At 38.1% G+C, this 14,485-nt stretch carries 12 protein-coding genes and 1 other RNA gene; 5 read left to right on the top strand and 8 right to left on the bottom strand.

Annotated elements, in window-relative coordinates:
- The first annotated feature begins 618 nt into the window (after window positions 1-618).
- Both R8N28_RS20750 and R8N28_RS20745 read left to right on the top strand, forming a co-directional pair.
- A complete protein-coding gene (locus R8N28_RS20750; RefSeq protein WP_213869529.1) occupies window positions 619-1,761 on the top strand; it encodes a site-specific integrase in 1,143 nt (380 codons plus the stop codon).
- 91 nt (window positions 1,762-1,852) lie between these two features.
- Window positions 1,853-3,385 (top strand): DUF3987 domain-containing protein, encoded by a 1,533-nt coding sequence (locus R8N28_RS20745; RefSeq protein WP_318183404.1) that lies wholly within the window; start codon window positions 1,853-1,855, stop codon window positions 3,383-3,385.
- A 72-nt stretch (window positions 3,386-3,457) separates the two neighbouring features.
- On the opposite strand, the gene R8N28_RS20740 is transcribed toward R8N28_RS20745, so the two are convergent.
- Window positions 3,458-4,321 (bottom strand): hypothetical protein, encoded by an 864-nt coding sequence (locus R8N28_RS20740; RefSeq protein WP_213869527.1) that lies wholly within the window; start codon window positions 4,319-4,321, stop codon window positions 3,458-3,460.
- A 162-nt stretch (window positions 4,322-4,483) separates the two neighbouring features.
- Between R8N28_RS20740 and R8N28_RS20735 the strand changes: the two genes are divergently transcribed.
- Complete coding sequence (locus tag R8N28_RS20735; RefSeq protein WP_213869526.1) at window positions 4,484-4,807, top strand: hypothetical protein; 324 nt, start codon at window positions 4,484-4,486, stop codon at window positions 4,805-4,807.
- A gap of 40 nt (window positions 4,808-4,847) precedes the next feature.
- Here the strand turns inward: R8N28_RS20735 and R8N28_RS20730 are convergent, their stop codons facing one another.
- From R8N28_RS20730 to smpB, 6 genes are all read right to left on the bottom strand, one after another.
- The gene (locus R8N28_RS20730) at window positions 4,848-6,008 is read right to left on the bottom strand and encodes a GIY-YIG nuclease family protein (protein WP_213869525.1); all 1,161 of its coding nucleotides are present in this window, start codon (window positions 6,006-6,008) and stop codon (window positions 4,848-4,850) included.
- Window positions 6,009-7,949 carry a DEAD/DEAH box helicase gene (locus R8N28_RS20725; protein ID WP_213869524.1) on the bottom strand — a complete coding sequence of 647 codons (1,941 nt, stop codon included), beginning with the start codon at window positions 7,947-7,949 and terminating at the stop codon, window positions 6,009-6,011.
- Window positions 7,946-10,642 (bottom strand): DNA methyltransferase, encoded by a 2,697-nt coding sequence (locus tag R8N28_RS20720; RefSeq protein ID WP_213869523.1) that lies wholly within the window; start codon window positions 10,640-10,642, stop codon window positions 7,946-7,948. Before R8N28_RS20720 ends, R8N28_RS20725 begins: the two co-directional genes overlap by 4 nt.
- Before the next feature lie 63 nt (window positions 10,643-10,705).
- Complete coding sequence (locus R8N28_RS20715) at window positions 10,706-12,019, bottom strand: site-specific integrase (protein ID WP_213869522.1); 1,314 nt, start codon at window positions 12,017-12,019, stop codon at window positions 10,706-10,708.
- Window positions 12,020-12,115: 96 nt separating this feature from the next.
- Window positions 12,116-12,483, bottom strand: a transfer-messenger RNA (tmRNA) gene (gene ssrA / locus R8N28_RS20710).
- A gap of 66 nt (window positions 12,484-12,549) precedes the next feature.
- Window positions 12,550-13,035 (bottom strand): SsrA-binding protein SmpB, encoded by a 486-nt coding sequence (gene smpB, locus R8N28_RS20705; RefSeq protein ID WP_005381642.1) that lies wholly within the window; start codon window positions 13,033-13,035, stop codon window positions 12,550-12,552.
- Window positions 13,036-13,154: 119 nt separating this feature from the next.
- On the opposite strand from smpB, the gene R8N28_RS20700 reads away from it, so the two are divergent.
- Together R8N28_RS20700 and R8N28_RS20695 are read left to right on the top strand one after the other, a co-directional pair.
- Entirely contained in the window at window positions 13,155-13,598 is a 444-nt protein-coding gene (locus R8N28_RS20700; RefSeq protein WP_005381641.1) for an SRPBCC family protein, read from the top strand.
- Entirely contained in the window at window positions 13,588-13,947 is a 360-nt protein-coding gene (locus tag R8N28_RS20695) for an RnfH family protein (RefSeq protein ID WP_025768875.1), read from the top strand. The genes R8N28_RS20700 and R8N28_RS20695 overlap by 11 nt, the downstream gene beginning before the upstream one ends.
- 101 nt (window positions 13,948-14,048) lie before the next feature.
- On the opposite strand, the gene bamE is transcribed toward R8N28_RS20695, so the two are convergent.
- Window positions 14,049-14,408: an outer membrane protein assembly factor BamE gene (gene bamE / locus R8N28_RS20690; RefSeq protein ID WP_017820585.1), complete on the bottom strand. Its 360-nt coding sequence runs from the start codon at window positions 14,406-14,408 to the stop codon at window positions 14,049-14,051.
- Between the last annotated feature and the right edge of the window lie 77 nt (window positions 14,409-14,485).

Genomic DNA, 14,485 nt, shown 5'->3' with positions numbered 1-14,485 from the left:
AATCAGGTAGTTAATTTGCTGTTTGTTTGTGTTTTTATCAACTTTAGTACCTAATAGTAGATGACGATTAAGCCGATTACAATATTCATTATGCTTATGCCCTGAGAGTTTATGATTACTTCTTCCCTAAGGCAGCAACGGACGCCTGTTCAACTCCCTTGTTACGTCATTCGACGATTAACCGACTACCTATATGCCGATTTTGTCTTTTCCAGCTATATAGAAATACGAGCCTTAAGATCTAGCCTGCTATTGAATATTCATTTATGTTAGCTTGATCACGCTTTGTATTTTTTTAATTATATTTTCCACAACCTAAATTTTACTACCTTTTGGTAAGAGACTAAAAGTTGAGCGAAAAATACTTTTATTTATATTAGTGCATTGAGGAATACTCATATTTATATTAGTGGAAAAATGAAATACTCATTTTCATATTATCGTAAGAAAGAGAATACTTATTTATATGTTAGTGCATCTTGATGATGCATAAATTTAAAATATAGTCAATAAAATATTTTCATATGTAATTGGGTATGTTGATTTTATTTTTATAAATCATTAGATTGAGAACCAGAAAGCAGAAGAGAGTAATTCTGTTCAATGGAGTTTTATTTAGTGGCTGAGATCCTTTCTGAAAATATAGGCGATTTTAAATCTCTATATAGTAAATATAGAGATTTTATCGGATTCAAAGAATTTAAAATACTCTATGAGTTCTGTAAGTACAAGGAGCATAAGAGAGTATCAATTAAAACAATAGAAGATCAGATGAACATGATTTGTAAAATGGTATCTATAATAGATAAGAAAATAAATAAGTGGACTAAAAACGATGCCCTAGATGTGTATTATAAGATATATAGAATGCCGGATACTAGAAAGGTAAAATTTATTAATAAAAATAAAAGGCTATCTTATTTTTTTAATGATAATTTTGTTGACTATAAAACAATTACTATCTCAACTGCTAACAAAAGACTTGGATATTTGAAATCTTACTTTGAATGGTTAGTTGATTATGGTTATTTGAAAATTAATTTTTTAAAAAATCTTAAGCCGATAGTGGTGAAAGACAAAGACAACCTTAAGAGGAATGCGTATTCAGATGAGGATCTCAGGATTATATTTTCTGATGATATTTTTAGTGATAAAATTTATTGTAAATCCTATAAGTACTGGGTACCTATAATAGCAGTTTTAATGGGGATGAGACAAAATGAGATTGCTCAATTGTTCAAAAGAGATATAGTATTAGAAGACGGAGTTTGGGCTATATATATTAACGCTGGTGGGGATGGGCAAAGAGTAAAAAACAAAAACTCAATAAGGAAAATACCCATACCTAAAAAGCTGATACAGCTTGGTTTCCTTGACTTTGTAAGCTCTATCGATGAAGGGCAATTATTTAAAGAATTGCGATGGTGTAAAAAGAACAATTATAGTCGATATGTTTCAAGATGGTTTAGTGAGAAGAAATCTGATTGGGGTTATGATAGTAGTTATAACTTTCATTCATTTAGACATTATCTCATAAACAAACTAAAACAAAATGGTGTGAAGTTATGTATAGCATCTGAAATAACTGGCCATGGTTATGATAGTGTTGCTTATGAGAGATATGGTAAAGATTATTCATTAAAAGACAAAAAGAAAATACTAGATAAAAACACAAGCAAATATATAAAAAGCCTTAAAAGAGTTTATCCTATAGCTAGTGATAACTTTGTTTTATCAATAATTAAATTTTTTAATAGTTAATAGTTAATAGTTAATAGTTAATATCAGTTTTTAAATTACTAGGTGGAACTCCTAAGGTAAGTTGCATCTTTAAATAAGTAAGGAATTAAGAGTGTTTTTCTCTAAGGTTAAAAAAGTTTTCGTTAATGAAATTGAAATTAATAATGTTCCACTTAACAACGAACAGGTAATTTGGAGTGAGATAAGGCCAGTTGATGATTATGATTTTTCAGTAGAAGAAATGAAAAAATCAATGTTACCAATAGCGTTCAGTAATTATGCCTTTGAAGAAGCGTTGGCAATCAATGACGCTAAACCAGATTACTTGGCTGTATCTCTTGTTGTATCGGCAGCTAGTCTTATAGGCGGTTCGGCTCTTATTACTCCAAAAGCTAATGATAAAACATGGAAACTAAAGCCGACTCTTTGGGCAATGATTATTGGGGATCCTTCCACCTATAAAACTCCAATGCTAAGCAAAGGGCTAGAACCTTTACGCAATGCTCAAAAAAAATACATAGATATAAACAACCTAAAAAATATTAATAAACAAATTATTCACAACGAAATTATTGAAAAAAAGAAGGAGGAATTGAAATCGTTGGCAAAGGCGGCTTTTGAATCAGGAGATGATAAAAGAGGTGAAAGTATTACAGAGGAGTTGTCTGCTTTACGAACCCTTCATATTGCGGAGCGAGAGATTATAGTAACGGATGCCACTCCTGAAGCCTTAATCGTAAAACTTAAGTCCAATCCACTGGGAGTTTTACTGGTAAGAGATGAAATTTCTGGAATTTTTGCATCGATGAATAAACAAGGGCGAGAGCAAGAGCGCTCACTTCTTTTAGAAGGTTTTAATGCTTCAGGCTCTTATACGCAAGAGAGAATTGGTCGAGAAAAAATTACCATCGATTGTGTACATACTAATTTGCTCGGGGGACTTCAGCCTAAGAAACTAAGGCCAATTTTGAAAGGCCGTAAATCTGGCCACGAGGATGATGGCTTTTTCGAGAGATTTCAGTTGTCAGTATTTCCTAATCAAAAGAAACCTACATATACAGATATAGCGATCTCTCCAGAAAATAGTGAAAGACTAAACAGCATTTTTATGCTCCTAGCCCAACTAGGAGACAGAGAGCCACAAAACTTTGATTTTGATGAAGAAGCTCAAAAAATGTGGGATAGCTGGTCAATTGACTTCCATGAATCTTTAGGTGATTTAAGCTGTGATGAACAAGCTATGGCCAGTAAGTATCCGGCTATGGTTGCGAAGTTATCATTAGTTTTCCATCTTTGTATAGAAGCAGAGAAATGTGTAGGTAATGACTATCGTCCAATATTAAACATTAACCCTATCTGTCTCAAAATGGCATTAGAATGGTTAAGTTATCTAAAATCACATTATAAAAAGATTATATCGATATCAGATGATAGTAACAGTGATGTTAGCGTCGAGGCTTTAATTGAGAAGTTACCTAAACTTGGTGGGGCATTTACTAAGCAACAATTAGGGCAAAAGGATTGGAAGTATTTAACAAGCGCTAAAGACAGGAACCGTGCTTTAGAAAATCTTGAGGAACAAGGCTATATTCAACAAGTTACAATTCCGAAGAAACAATACTTAGTACATCCTGATTTCTGTTAATTTAAGGCTATCAGCATTACCTGCAAAACCTGCATTACCTATCTAATGTAGGTTTTGCAGGGGGAGGATAATTTATCTTATTCTTCTTTGAGACAGTTTTTCTATTTTTCTTATAGACTCAAAATATTTATCAGGTATTTGGTTTTCATCTCCTTGATTAATGTGTTCAAGGTATGACTTTTTAATTCTATTAAACTGTCTTTTCATTTGTTTTTCATTATTTTCTTCAAATGCCAAAAACCATTTTTCCATCTGTTGAATTATACGTATTAAGCTTTTGTTTTTGATGATACTACTATCAAGATCGTTTTTGATTGCTTTCCAAGTTTCTAACCTTTTTCCGGAATTTTTATTTTTTGGAGAGTAATCACTTAAGTTATAACCAAAGTGTTTTATTACAGAGGATGTATAAATATTCTTTATTATTTTTGTATACTGTTTACGTTGTAGCTCTTTGAGGATTTTAAAATTTTCACCATCAAATACCACTTTAGGTATAATTAAATGGATATGATCACCTGTCCCGCCCTTTACACTCTGATCTTGTTGGTGCAGTACTGCTCTAATACAAGATTTAAATCGTTTAAATTCTTCAGGCGTTAGCTTGCAATACTTACAAGTGTAATAGCATATATCATTTACGACTTTTATCCATTTTTCAGGATCTGGTCGGTATTCTTTAGGTAGCGTGAGGCAAAATTCCATAGCATATGATTCTAACCTTCGACCTCTGGTATTATTTATCGTTCGTCTAAGGTTAAATTGCTCCCCCATCAAAGCAATTCTTTTTGTAGTTCGCTGATCTCCAACAATGTTAATTATTTTTTCCGTATACCTATGATTACTATGAGTTGATGATGTTAAATATCTTTCTCTCAAAAATAATCCTTTGCTTTGCCATCTAACTGGCTGTGTTATTAATGTCCAATTATTCATTTTTATTTAATTATAATAATGCTAATACCATTATTCAAATACGTAATGAGTAGGAAGGGTTCAAGATAGGACAAATCGCTGCGCTTCTTTATTGTCCATCTTGTTGGGAGAACCCAAGCCCCTTTTTATTAGATAATAAATTTACTATATTTAAAATAAAATATGACAGTTATTGAACAAGCATTAGAATTACAAAGAAAATATGAACTCAAAGAACGTTTCGAAAGAGAATTCTTTGAAGGATGTATTAAAGCTGGAATAATTACAGTATTGGAGGTTGAAGAGAAAAAGGGAAAGTTTAATTATCTTAATAATTTCTTTAAAATAAATAATAGCTCAATTAATTTTTATCACATTAGTGAATCTCAATCAGAAAAGGTCGATACCGAAAAAGAACTTGAACAAAGGTTGTCTCACATGTTTAAGATACTATCTAAAAAGTTGATTGAATCTATTCCTATCGATGAATTATACAGTTCTAATTAGAATGAATAATACGGGTACCAAACAGGTACCCGTATCTCATTTATCGCTCGACAATGCTCTGAGTAATTGCATCAAAGCGATAATTGACAATATCTCCTGTAATCAGCATCTGGATAGCTTGTTTAATACAAGGTAATGGTGCAATAAACCATTCTCTAGGTGTATGAGCAATACCTTTGTGATCAGCCACTTTCACATCCAAACACGAATTGCCAAAGAACGTATGTAGTAATCCCTCGAACTTGTTTGCCTTCATGTTGTAGCACTCAAACTCTGATACGAGTTGAACTGGAGCCATCAAATATGTTGGTTCGTTCTCAGCGTTAGCTATACGTTGCTTTACTGGGGTCGTTGAGTAACCAATCTTGAAGAGGTTATTTACATCCCTAATTTCTGGTTCAGAACTTAGAGATTTCAAGATATAGATATAACCTGATTTTTGGTCATCTCGGGTGATATTCAACAACTCATCTAGGGCTTTATCTGATTTGTCTAGGATACGGCGACCAGTCTCATCTTTGTACAGTTCTGTAGCGAGCGAGCGAAGAAGCATGTCAGATTCAGTACCATTCTCAAAGATCAGGTGCAAACGTGCATTAACCTTACCGTTGGTCTTTTTCCTCTCCTCCATGTCGGATACGTAACAGGTCACACCGTGCAAGATAAAGAACATACCTTTCTGGATTTGTTGCTCACCAGTAAATTGAACTGCTTCTTTTTCACCTGCTTTAAGATCATTGTGGCACTGATGAAATAGTGGTTCATACCTTTCAAAATCTTCACACTTCTTACGTTTTGCCACACGGCTTGGCATGTCTAACGTTTTCTTTACGTGTTTGAGATTGAAAATACTGTCTTCGGGTTGATCTAAAATACCGAGTATGTCATCCGCAAGAACGTCGTCGAGAGATTCAATTTTAGGCTCTTCAAAGCGTGGTAGTAAGTTATGAACATCATGAGCTTCCAGTGCTCGGCAGTGCTGTTCATTGGAGCGGATGGACTCAAGGCTTTTACTACGCATCAGCTCAATTGGATTACCTCGATTAGCTTTTGGCTCTCTGCCATGCTTATCAAAAAAGTCATTGATTTGCTTGAACTTGGTCAATAGATGGTCATCCGCTGTAGGAGCAGATGACTTGGGTTTTGTCTTCAAAATACCCATATCATCACTAGAGATGATATCTTTCAGCCAATCTTCCATCTACGAAGCTCCTTGTGCCGCAACTTGCTCCTGAGCAAGGCGACGAAGGTATATAATACACTGCGCTAGTTCGCGTTCTCGCCCGTTTCTAGAGTTAATATCTGGGTGACGCCCGCCATTAGCTTTTACAAACTCCTGAACCTTTGGCCATAGTGCGATGGCCTCTTCTTGGGTCATTTGCATTCGGGTTGATTCAATCGATTCTTGAATAAGTTTTAGCGTTTCGGTATTAACTGATTTTGACAGGATCTCAAAAGCTTTCTGGAATGGGTTAACCTGATCGATAAGGTCAATGTGTAACTCATCAATATTGATGAACTTATCTGCCATTCTTACGAACTTTTTACCGCCTTCTTCTTTGATGTCAGAGGTAGAAATAGCTGAATCAACAACGACTCGTTGGCGTATTTCCTCTACTTCATCTTTAGTTAAGTCGGGGTATTTTTTCTCAATTAATTTTGGAATCAGTACCGTATTGATAACCTCTGGGTCGTGACCAGCGGCAGATGCTTTGACGATGTTATCATCTTGTAGAATTGATGCTTTTAGATCATCCAAGTCTGTTTCAACGATTTGCTTAGTGCGCTTTGTACTTGGCTCTTTCAAACCACCAATGCTTATCACACCCGGAGGGGTAGGGTCTGTATCTCCGGGGTTCTTAGCCTTGAATTTAAAGTTTGGAGCTAGAACTTGTTCCATTAGAAGGGAGCAAGTTATCGCTTTAAGCATGTTGTTTACAGCATAGTTAACTTGATCGTTGCTTGCATCAGGTTCAGCAATCAGATTAGTAAACTGGGCATGAGTTTTGTTGTTACTATCACGAGTACAGCGACCGATGATCTGAACAATCTCTGTCAAAGAGTTACGATAACCGACAGTTAAGGCATGCTCACAGAAAGCCCAGTCGAAACCTTCTTTAGCCATACCTAGAGCTATGATGATATCGATGTCATCTACATCATTTATGTCTCGTAAAAATGCTTGAATTTTGTCACGTTCGTGCTCTTCTACAAGGTCAGCAACTTTGATTATTTTGCCATCCTCCTTACGCTTAAGATGAATTACACCCGTTTCTGGATCGGTAAACTCATACTCTCCGATGAGGTCTAGGATCGCTCCCACTTGGTCATATTTATCTTCTCTACCAGATTCAGCAGAGTTGACGTTGGGGATGTGCACAATCGACTTTTTGTCAGTATCTAGGACTTCATCGATTGCCGTTAGGTAGTGACCCTTGTAAAAGTGGTAACCAATACCTAAAGACTTAAGGTACTGATAGCCATTAAGCTGCTCGTAGTAGTTGAATGAAACCTTATCAAACTTCATTTCATCTTCAGGTGTTAGAACGGGTACGCTATCACCTCGGAAGTATGAACCAGTCATAGCGACAATGTGTGCCGTACTATTCTCAATAAGAGCACGAAGTACATCACCAAGTACGTTGTCGCCATCAGCAGAAACGTGGTGGAACTCATCGATAGCCAGCAAGGTATTATCAAAGGCAGTGTCTTCAAGTTCTTGGTAAGCAAATCTTAAAGTGGCATGCGTACAGATCAGTATCTTTTCGTCACTCTCAAGAAATTCTTTGAAAGTCTTTACCTTGCTCGTTGTACTCGCAGATGTACAAAGATTGTAATGTGGATTGATATCCCAATCGGCGAAGAAACCGAACTTAGACAAGTCCGTATGCCCAAAAGAACCACCAATCGAACGTTCAGGCACAGCAACAATTACCTTGTCGACACCTTGGTTATGGAGCTTATCCAAACCAATAAACATCAATGCACGAGATTTACCAGAAGCAGGCGGAGCTTTAATCAGCAAATATTGACTTGCACGTTGCTCAAACGCACGAGCCTGCATAGCTCGCATCCCCATTTCGTTTGTACTGGTACTTTTACCTGTTTGGGCGTAGGTAACGTGGACTAAATCAGGCATCATTTACCATCCTTCATAGCGCTATATTGTTCGAACATAAATTCCAAACGTTCTTCATCTGAAGAGAAAGGCTTGGGTCTGAATGTCATTTCGACTAAAAGGTCGAGGCGATTATGCGCATCTCGCAAGTCATCAGGCATAAGGCTATTGTCGTACAGGTCAGCAATTTTCTTGTCTGGATAATTTGCTCTTGCTTCCAAAACATCCATGGATGCTGAAGCTATGTCTTCTATTTGTCTGTCGTTTAGTATTGGCAATGGAAAATTGTTGTAGCATAAGGCTGATGAGTAGCGGATCCTAGATTCGAGTTGTCCTGCTACAGTTTTTGTCCACAACATATGCATATGACTAGATAACACTCCAAATAGATAATGCGGAGGGTCATAAACGACAATATTAGGCGCAATGACGACGTCCTCAGCGCCAAGGTAGCCTATGGGGATATATCTTCTTTTTTCAGATGATACCGTTGGTATAATTAGTGAGTATTCAGCAGCCTCTTTCATCTCTCTAAATTGATGTGGTTTATCTGCAAGCTTATGAGCGCCTTTATCTTTACTGTTGAGTCGTGTCTGTCTAACATTCTCAATGCGTTGATAAATATCGGGTATTTTTTTTGCACTGACTAGGTCTTCATCATTAATCCAGAGACACCATCTTTCTTTTGCATTAATGAACTCCTCAGCCCCAAATACTTGTCGTATAAAACTTTTAGCTTCAGGATAACTATCAACCAGCTCATTTTTTTCACTTGTTGATAACAAAAGAAACCCACCATCAGTTGCTTTATTTCCACTGGTAATAGAAGGCATTTTTGACAACGGCTTTGTTCGTCTACCTACATATGTATCATCCCCAGCCATTAAATATGGGTTAATGTTTTTTACTTTAGCTATATGGTTTTCATCGTAAATTGTGTTTTCCGAAGACTTGACGTTAGAGTCAAATCCTAAAATTACACAAGAAACTCCGGCGTTCTTCTTTGCATTGTTAGTCCATTTAAACGGCTTATATGCAAAATTTAGTTTGAGGCTATGGTCATATATAAAAGGCCAAAACAACTCAACTTGCTCACCTTGACAAACGGAGCTAGTTGTAACGAATGAAAAGCGACATTGCTTATTAAGCGAAAACTGTGCTGCCTTAAAGAACCAACATGCTATATAGTCCAGTTTTTTATAAGACTTAAGGTGTCCCAAAACTCTTTTAATATCAGTTTTATGGCTTTCATTCTGGTATCGTGAGCCTACATAAGGAGGATTACCCAAAATGTAAACTTCATCTACATCAGATGAAGGACAAACCAAATCCCAATCTACGGTAGTTGCATTACCAGATAAAATTTTCCCGCTAGGTTTTAGAGGTAGCGTTGCTGCGGTATAACCAAACTCGGTTTCAAACACCATATTCATCTGATGCTCAACTAGCCATAAAGATAAAATTGCCATTTCATGGGCAAAGTCATCAAGTTCAATACCATGAAACTGGTCAAGACGAATAGATGAATGTGATTCATCAAATAGGCCTAGTGCTCCTGAATCTGATTCACCTTCCAGCTCTCGTATACGCTTGAGAATTTCAATCTCCAGTAGACGAATTTCTTTGTATGCAATGATCAAAAAGTTGCCAGAGCCACAAGCTGGATCAAAGATTTTGATGCGACTCAGACGTACCTGTAGTTTGCGTAATTTATTGATGTTGTCTTTGCACTTTTCGAATTCATTATAGAAATCATTAAGGAACAAAGGCTCAATAACTTTCATGATGTTAGTAACAGAGGTGTAGTGCATTCCCATCTTACTTCGTGTGTCTGGGTCTGCCACACCTTGAATCATCGAACCAAAAATATCTGGGTTAATATCTGCCCAGTCTAGTTGTCCAGAGTCGAGTAGCATGCGGCGGGCTTTTGCATCAAAAGATGGAATTACAATATCTTTCTTGAACAATCCGCCATTTACATATGGGAAACGACTGAGGTATTGTGGTAAGTCACCACGTTGATGAGCTGGTGTATTTAAGACCTCGAACAACCGTTCAAATGTAGAAGCTACATCAGACCCGTCTTCAGATGTGTGCTGGTTGAGCAGGTTTGTGAATTGGTTTTCACTGAAGATTTTTGTGTCTTCCGCAAAGAAGCAGAACAGTAGGCGGTTCAAAAAGACTACTAGTTCATGTAGTTGTTCTTTTGGTGCATTGGCAGGATAGTTTTGTTCTTTGATGTGATCAAAGAAGTCTGCCATTTTCTCAGCCGCTTTTACGTCGGCAGGGTTCTCACCTCGGTAAACCATTTTCTCCATACCAGTCCAAGGTAGGAAGAAATCAAAGTGTTTAGGTAGTTGATTAAGCTCTATATCAAGAGTGTCTTGAGTCTTTGTATCAATCGCAATGATTTGGTTGAAGTCGGTCACAACGACGAAACGAATCTTGTTGGTTTCTACTGTTTTGCTTCTTTTAATCTCATCGACTTCAGCGAACAGGTTGGTTTGACAAGGCTTGAAGTACAGGTGACGCTTAAGGATTACCTCACCATCATTTTTTGATAGGTTACGTTCACCCGACTTTACTCGACTAACGACGGACTTTCTGTGTCCGTAGGCTAGAAGTAGTTCATAAACAAACTCATCTCGTGACAAGGATTGGTTTGAAATGTTTTGGACTAAATCCTTCACATTTTCTTCAATTTGGACGCTGTTCATATTTTCTCTAACTTAAGTGACGTTAGTTGCATTCTAATATGAAATCGATGTCAAATCTTTAATCTAGCTCCGTATCAGAGCACTTTTAGAGTAGGGAACTACGTTTGGAATAGCACTTACGTCGAGTGAATTGATAGCTTTTTCCATCGTGCTTAGGTTAATGCTTTTCCCGTATCGGTCATAAGTAATGTTGTTTTGCATATGACCAAGTAACTCACCTGCTATTACCGCCGATATATCTGAATTTTTAAGCTGTGTGGCTACTGTATGGCGGAATGAATGAAAATCGTGACCACGCCCAAAACCCAGTTTACTCTTTAAGCGTCCGAACCATTTTGAAGCTGCGGTTCCGAATCCATCACGTTCTTGCTTGAGATCTGGGAAGATACGTTCATCTTTAAGGTTGTTGATGTACTCGATAAAACCAAGCTCTAGCAATTTATTGTGAATTGGAACTAGCCTGCGGCTGCTGCTGTTTTTGAGCCGTTGCCCTTCAAACTTGTCGTCGATTCTAATGACCCAAACTCCTTCTTTTTTGAAGATATCTTGTTTGTAGAGTTGGCAAAGTTCATTGAGTCGTGCGCCAGTGAACAAGCCTAATAGAGGCAACCAGTAGTAGTGAGGATGTTTGTGTTTGCTCTCGGTGTGAATTTCTGTGGAAAAGAGCTTTTGGAGGTCAGTTCGGCTGTATGAGTTTTTAGCTTCGCTGTCTTTGCGGGTCTTTTTAAATCTCATACCTTTAAATGGATTAATGTCCGTAAGTTCCATTTGTAAGCACCACTCAAAGAATGATGAGCATTTTTGGATGTAATCTTTCACGCTTTCAGTACTAAGTGTGGGTAGGTTGTGTTTTTTATTAGCCTCTATTATTTGCACCCCGTTTAACCCAGAGAGTTGTTTTTGTTTTTTTGCATTAACAGGGTACTGAGTTAATAGCTCGCGAGCTTCTTCAGCTTGTAGGCGACGGATGTCCTTAATGTCTTCAATATTAAGAAGAGACAGGACAATAGAGCACTTGGCATAGGCCATATCTAGACTCTTTTCACTTACCAAGTCTTTTTTGGAATCTCGGTACTTTTTTAAGCAAGTGAATGGATCTGTAGAAGAGGAGAGCCGAGCTTTTTCTGTTTTTGCAGGTAATGCAGGCTTAGCAGGTGCTATATATGAATCTTTCGATGCAAAGAACGGTTGGTTTGTATTGATAGCAATGCGAATTTGGAGTTCTAATTTTAGAGATTCAATGATGGCTTGTTGTCGGTCGCAATTTCCAAACGACTTTTTAACCTCAGAAAGGTCAGAAAACAAGTGGCGAGACTTCTGAGGAATCTGATATCTGAAGTGCCAGTTTCCATTCGGTGTGATTTTTAGATAGCGCATGTTTAGTACCAAGTTTTAGTACAAACAGCCAACATTTTGCGAATTTAGATACAAAAAGGGAGGTAAACCATTGATTTACCTCCCTTTCCAAACGTTTGGTGGAGCTGGCGGGAGTTGAACCCGCGTCCGAAAACCGTTCATCATTGGTACTACATGCTTAGTCGATCTTTAATTTCGCCACCCACCTGCGAACCGACACGCTAATGAATGACTAGCCTGAATTAAAATTCGCCGTTCATCTCTCAGGCGGGAGAATCCGGGCTAGCGCGTTTGGGTTTGATCCCTCGTTGTTCCCCGTCTTACGTGCGGAAGCTAGGGCGAGAGAGCTCTTAGCAGGTTATTAAGCTGCTAGTGCGTAGTTTTCGTCGTTTGCGACTATTTTTTTGCGGTTTGTTAACGAGGCCTACCGCACCTCGGCATGCACCTCAGACTTCTGAATTCCCGTCGAATCCTAAATCAGCCCCAGGTAATATTCGCATAGTAACAGAAAAGCATTGGCTGTCCAGTACTATGCGTTTAAGTGGTCAAGATTAACGCAGCGCGCTCTTCATTACGCGTGCTTTTTCTCTTGCCCAGTCTTTTTCTTTTAGATCCGTACGTTTATCGTGCAGCTTTTTACCTTTTGCTACGCCAATTTTTAGTTTCACCCAAGAGCGAGACCAGTACAGTGAGAGGGCCGTTAATGTCATACCTTCACGGTTTACACGTCCGAATAGGTTATCCAGCTCACGACGACTCATTAGTAGTTTACGCACACGTGTAGGGTTCGCCACAACGTGTGTCGATGCCTGATTTAAAGGAGTGATTGTCATGCCACTCACAAAGGCTTCACCGTCACGCATAAATACGTAACTTTCAGAAATATTGGCTTTACCTTGGCGAAGGGCTTTCACTTCCCAACCTTGGAGCTCCAAGCCAGCTTCGATTTCATCATCGATGAAATACTCGTGGCGAGCTTTTTTATTCAGCGCGATAGTATTGCTACCCGCTTTTTGTTTCGTTTTTTTCTTTGCCATAATAGCGTCATTATACGGGTTGGATATCGGATAGGAAATCCTTTTATTTGCGCAATCGTGGAATAAAAGTAAAATTGGCGAGTAGCTTTAAATCTGTACATGTATCGATAGGAGTATGTATGAAGCAAGTCAGCCGTTCTGCGCTTGTGTCTTTTAGCGCCGAACAGATGTTCAATCTGGTTAATGATGTTGCTAAATACCCTGAATTTCTGCCTGGTTGCTCGGGCTCTAGAATCATTGAGTCTTCGGGGAATGGTATGGTGGCTTCTGTCGATGTGGCGAAGGCTGGAATCAGCAAAACGTTTACGACTTCAAATGAGTTGATCCCCGGTCAGGCAATTATGATGAACTTGGTGGATGGCCCGTTTAAGACGTTGCGTGGTGGTTGGATTTTTACCGCGCTAGATGAGCAAGCTTGCAAGGTTGAACTAAAGCTTGAGTTTGAATTCTCAAGTAAAATGATTGAGATGGCCTTCGGTAAGATTTTTAACGAGCTTACTAGTAATATGGTAAATGCATTTACTAAACGCGCAAAACAGGTCTACGAGTGTTATGAGTATTGAGTCAGATATGATTCACGTTGAGGTTGTCTATGCTCTTCCTCATGAACAGCGTGTATTTAACTTAGTGGTAAATAATCACGCAACGGTAGAAGAGATCATTAGACAATCCGGTGTATTGGAGTTGTACCCTGAAATTGATTTGTCCAAGAACAAAGTGGGTGTGTTTAGTCGTAACGTGAAGTTGGATGCGACCGTTCGAGATCGAGATCGAATAGAGATTTATCGTCCGTTACTTGCCGATCCGAAAGAGATTCGCCGTAAGCGGGCGGAGCAGGCTAAAACCGAGGGGAGTGCAGACCCAGTCACCGGTGGCAAGCCTAGTTCTGTACGTAAAAATAAGCAGGATTAATATTAACCCAATAGCTCATGTGAGTTACTCAAAGTTTGACTAACATGATTTCTATATAATAAAAAACCTCCCAAACGGGAGGTTTTTTTGCAAAAGTCAGTTTACTGAATTTGCTCGTAAAATGCGTCACTTTTTGGAAAGTCACCACTGATGTCTGCGAGCGTGCCTTGGTCATTAAAGTTTACAATCAGATCTTTCTGTACTGGTTCGCCATGACCAGGAGTATGATGATAGATGTAATACCAAGTGTTTGGATAGCCGTTTTCAATAAGCATTGGCGACCCTAATACGAAGCGAACCTGTGCTTTAGTCATCCCAAACTTTAATTTATCAACCGCACTTTGTTCTACATAGTTGCCTTGGTTGATATCAATACGATAAACCAGTCTTTCCAATACCGAACATCCTGTCAGCAATGTCATTGCTAATGGTACGGCAACTAACCACTTCTTTAATTGCATAATAATTTCTTAGTAACCTTTAAAATACTGCGCTGATAATAAACAAGCTCGACGCAGATGTAAAAAGCTATGCGTCG

The sequence above is a fragment of the Vibrio sp. Vb1554 genome, from assembly GCF_033344235.1.
Note: the sequence above shows the minus strand (reverse complement) of the source record. Positions and strands in the feature narration are given on the sequence as shown.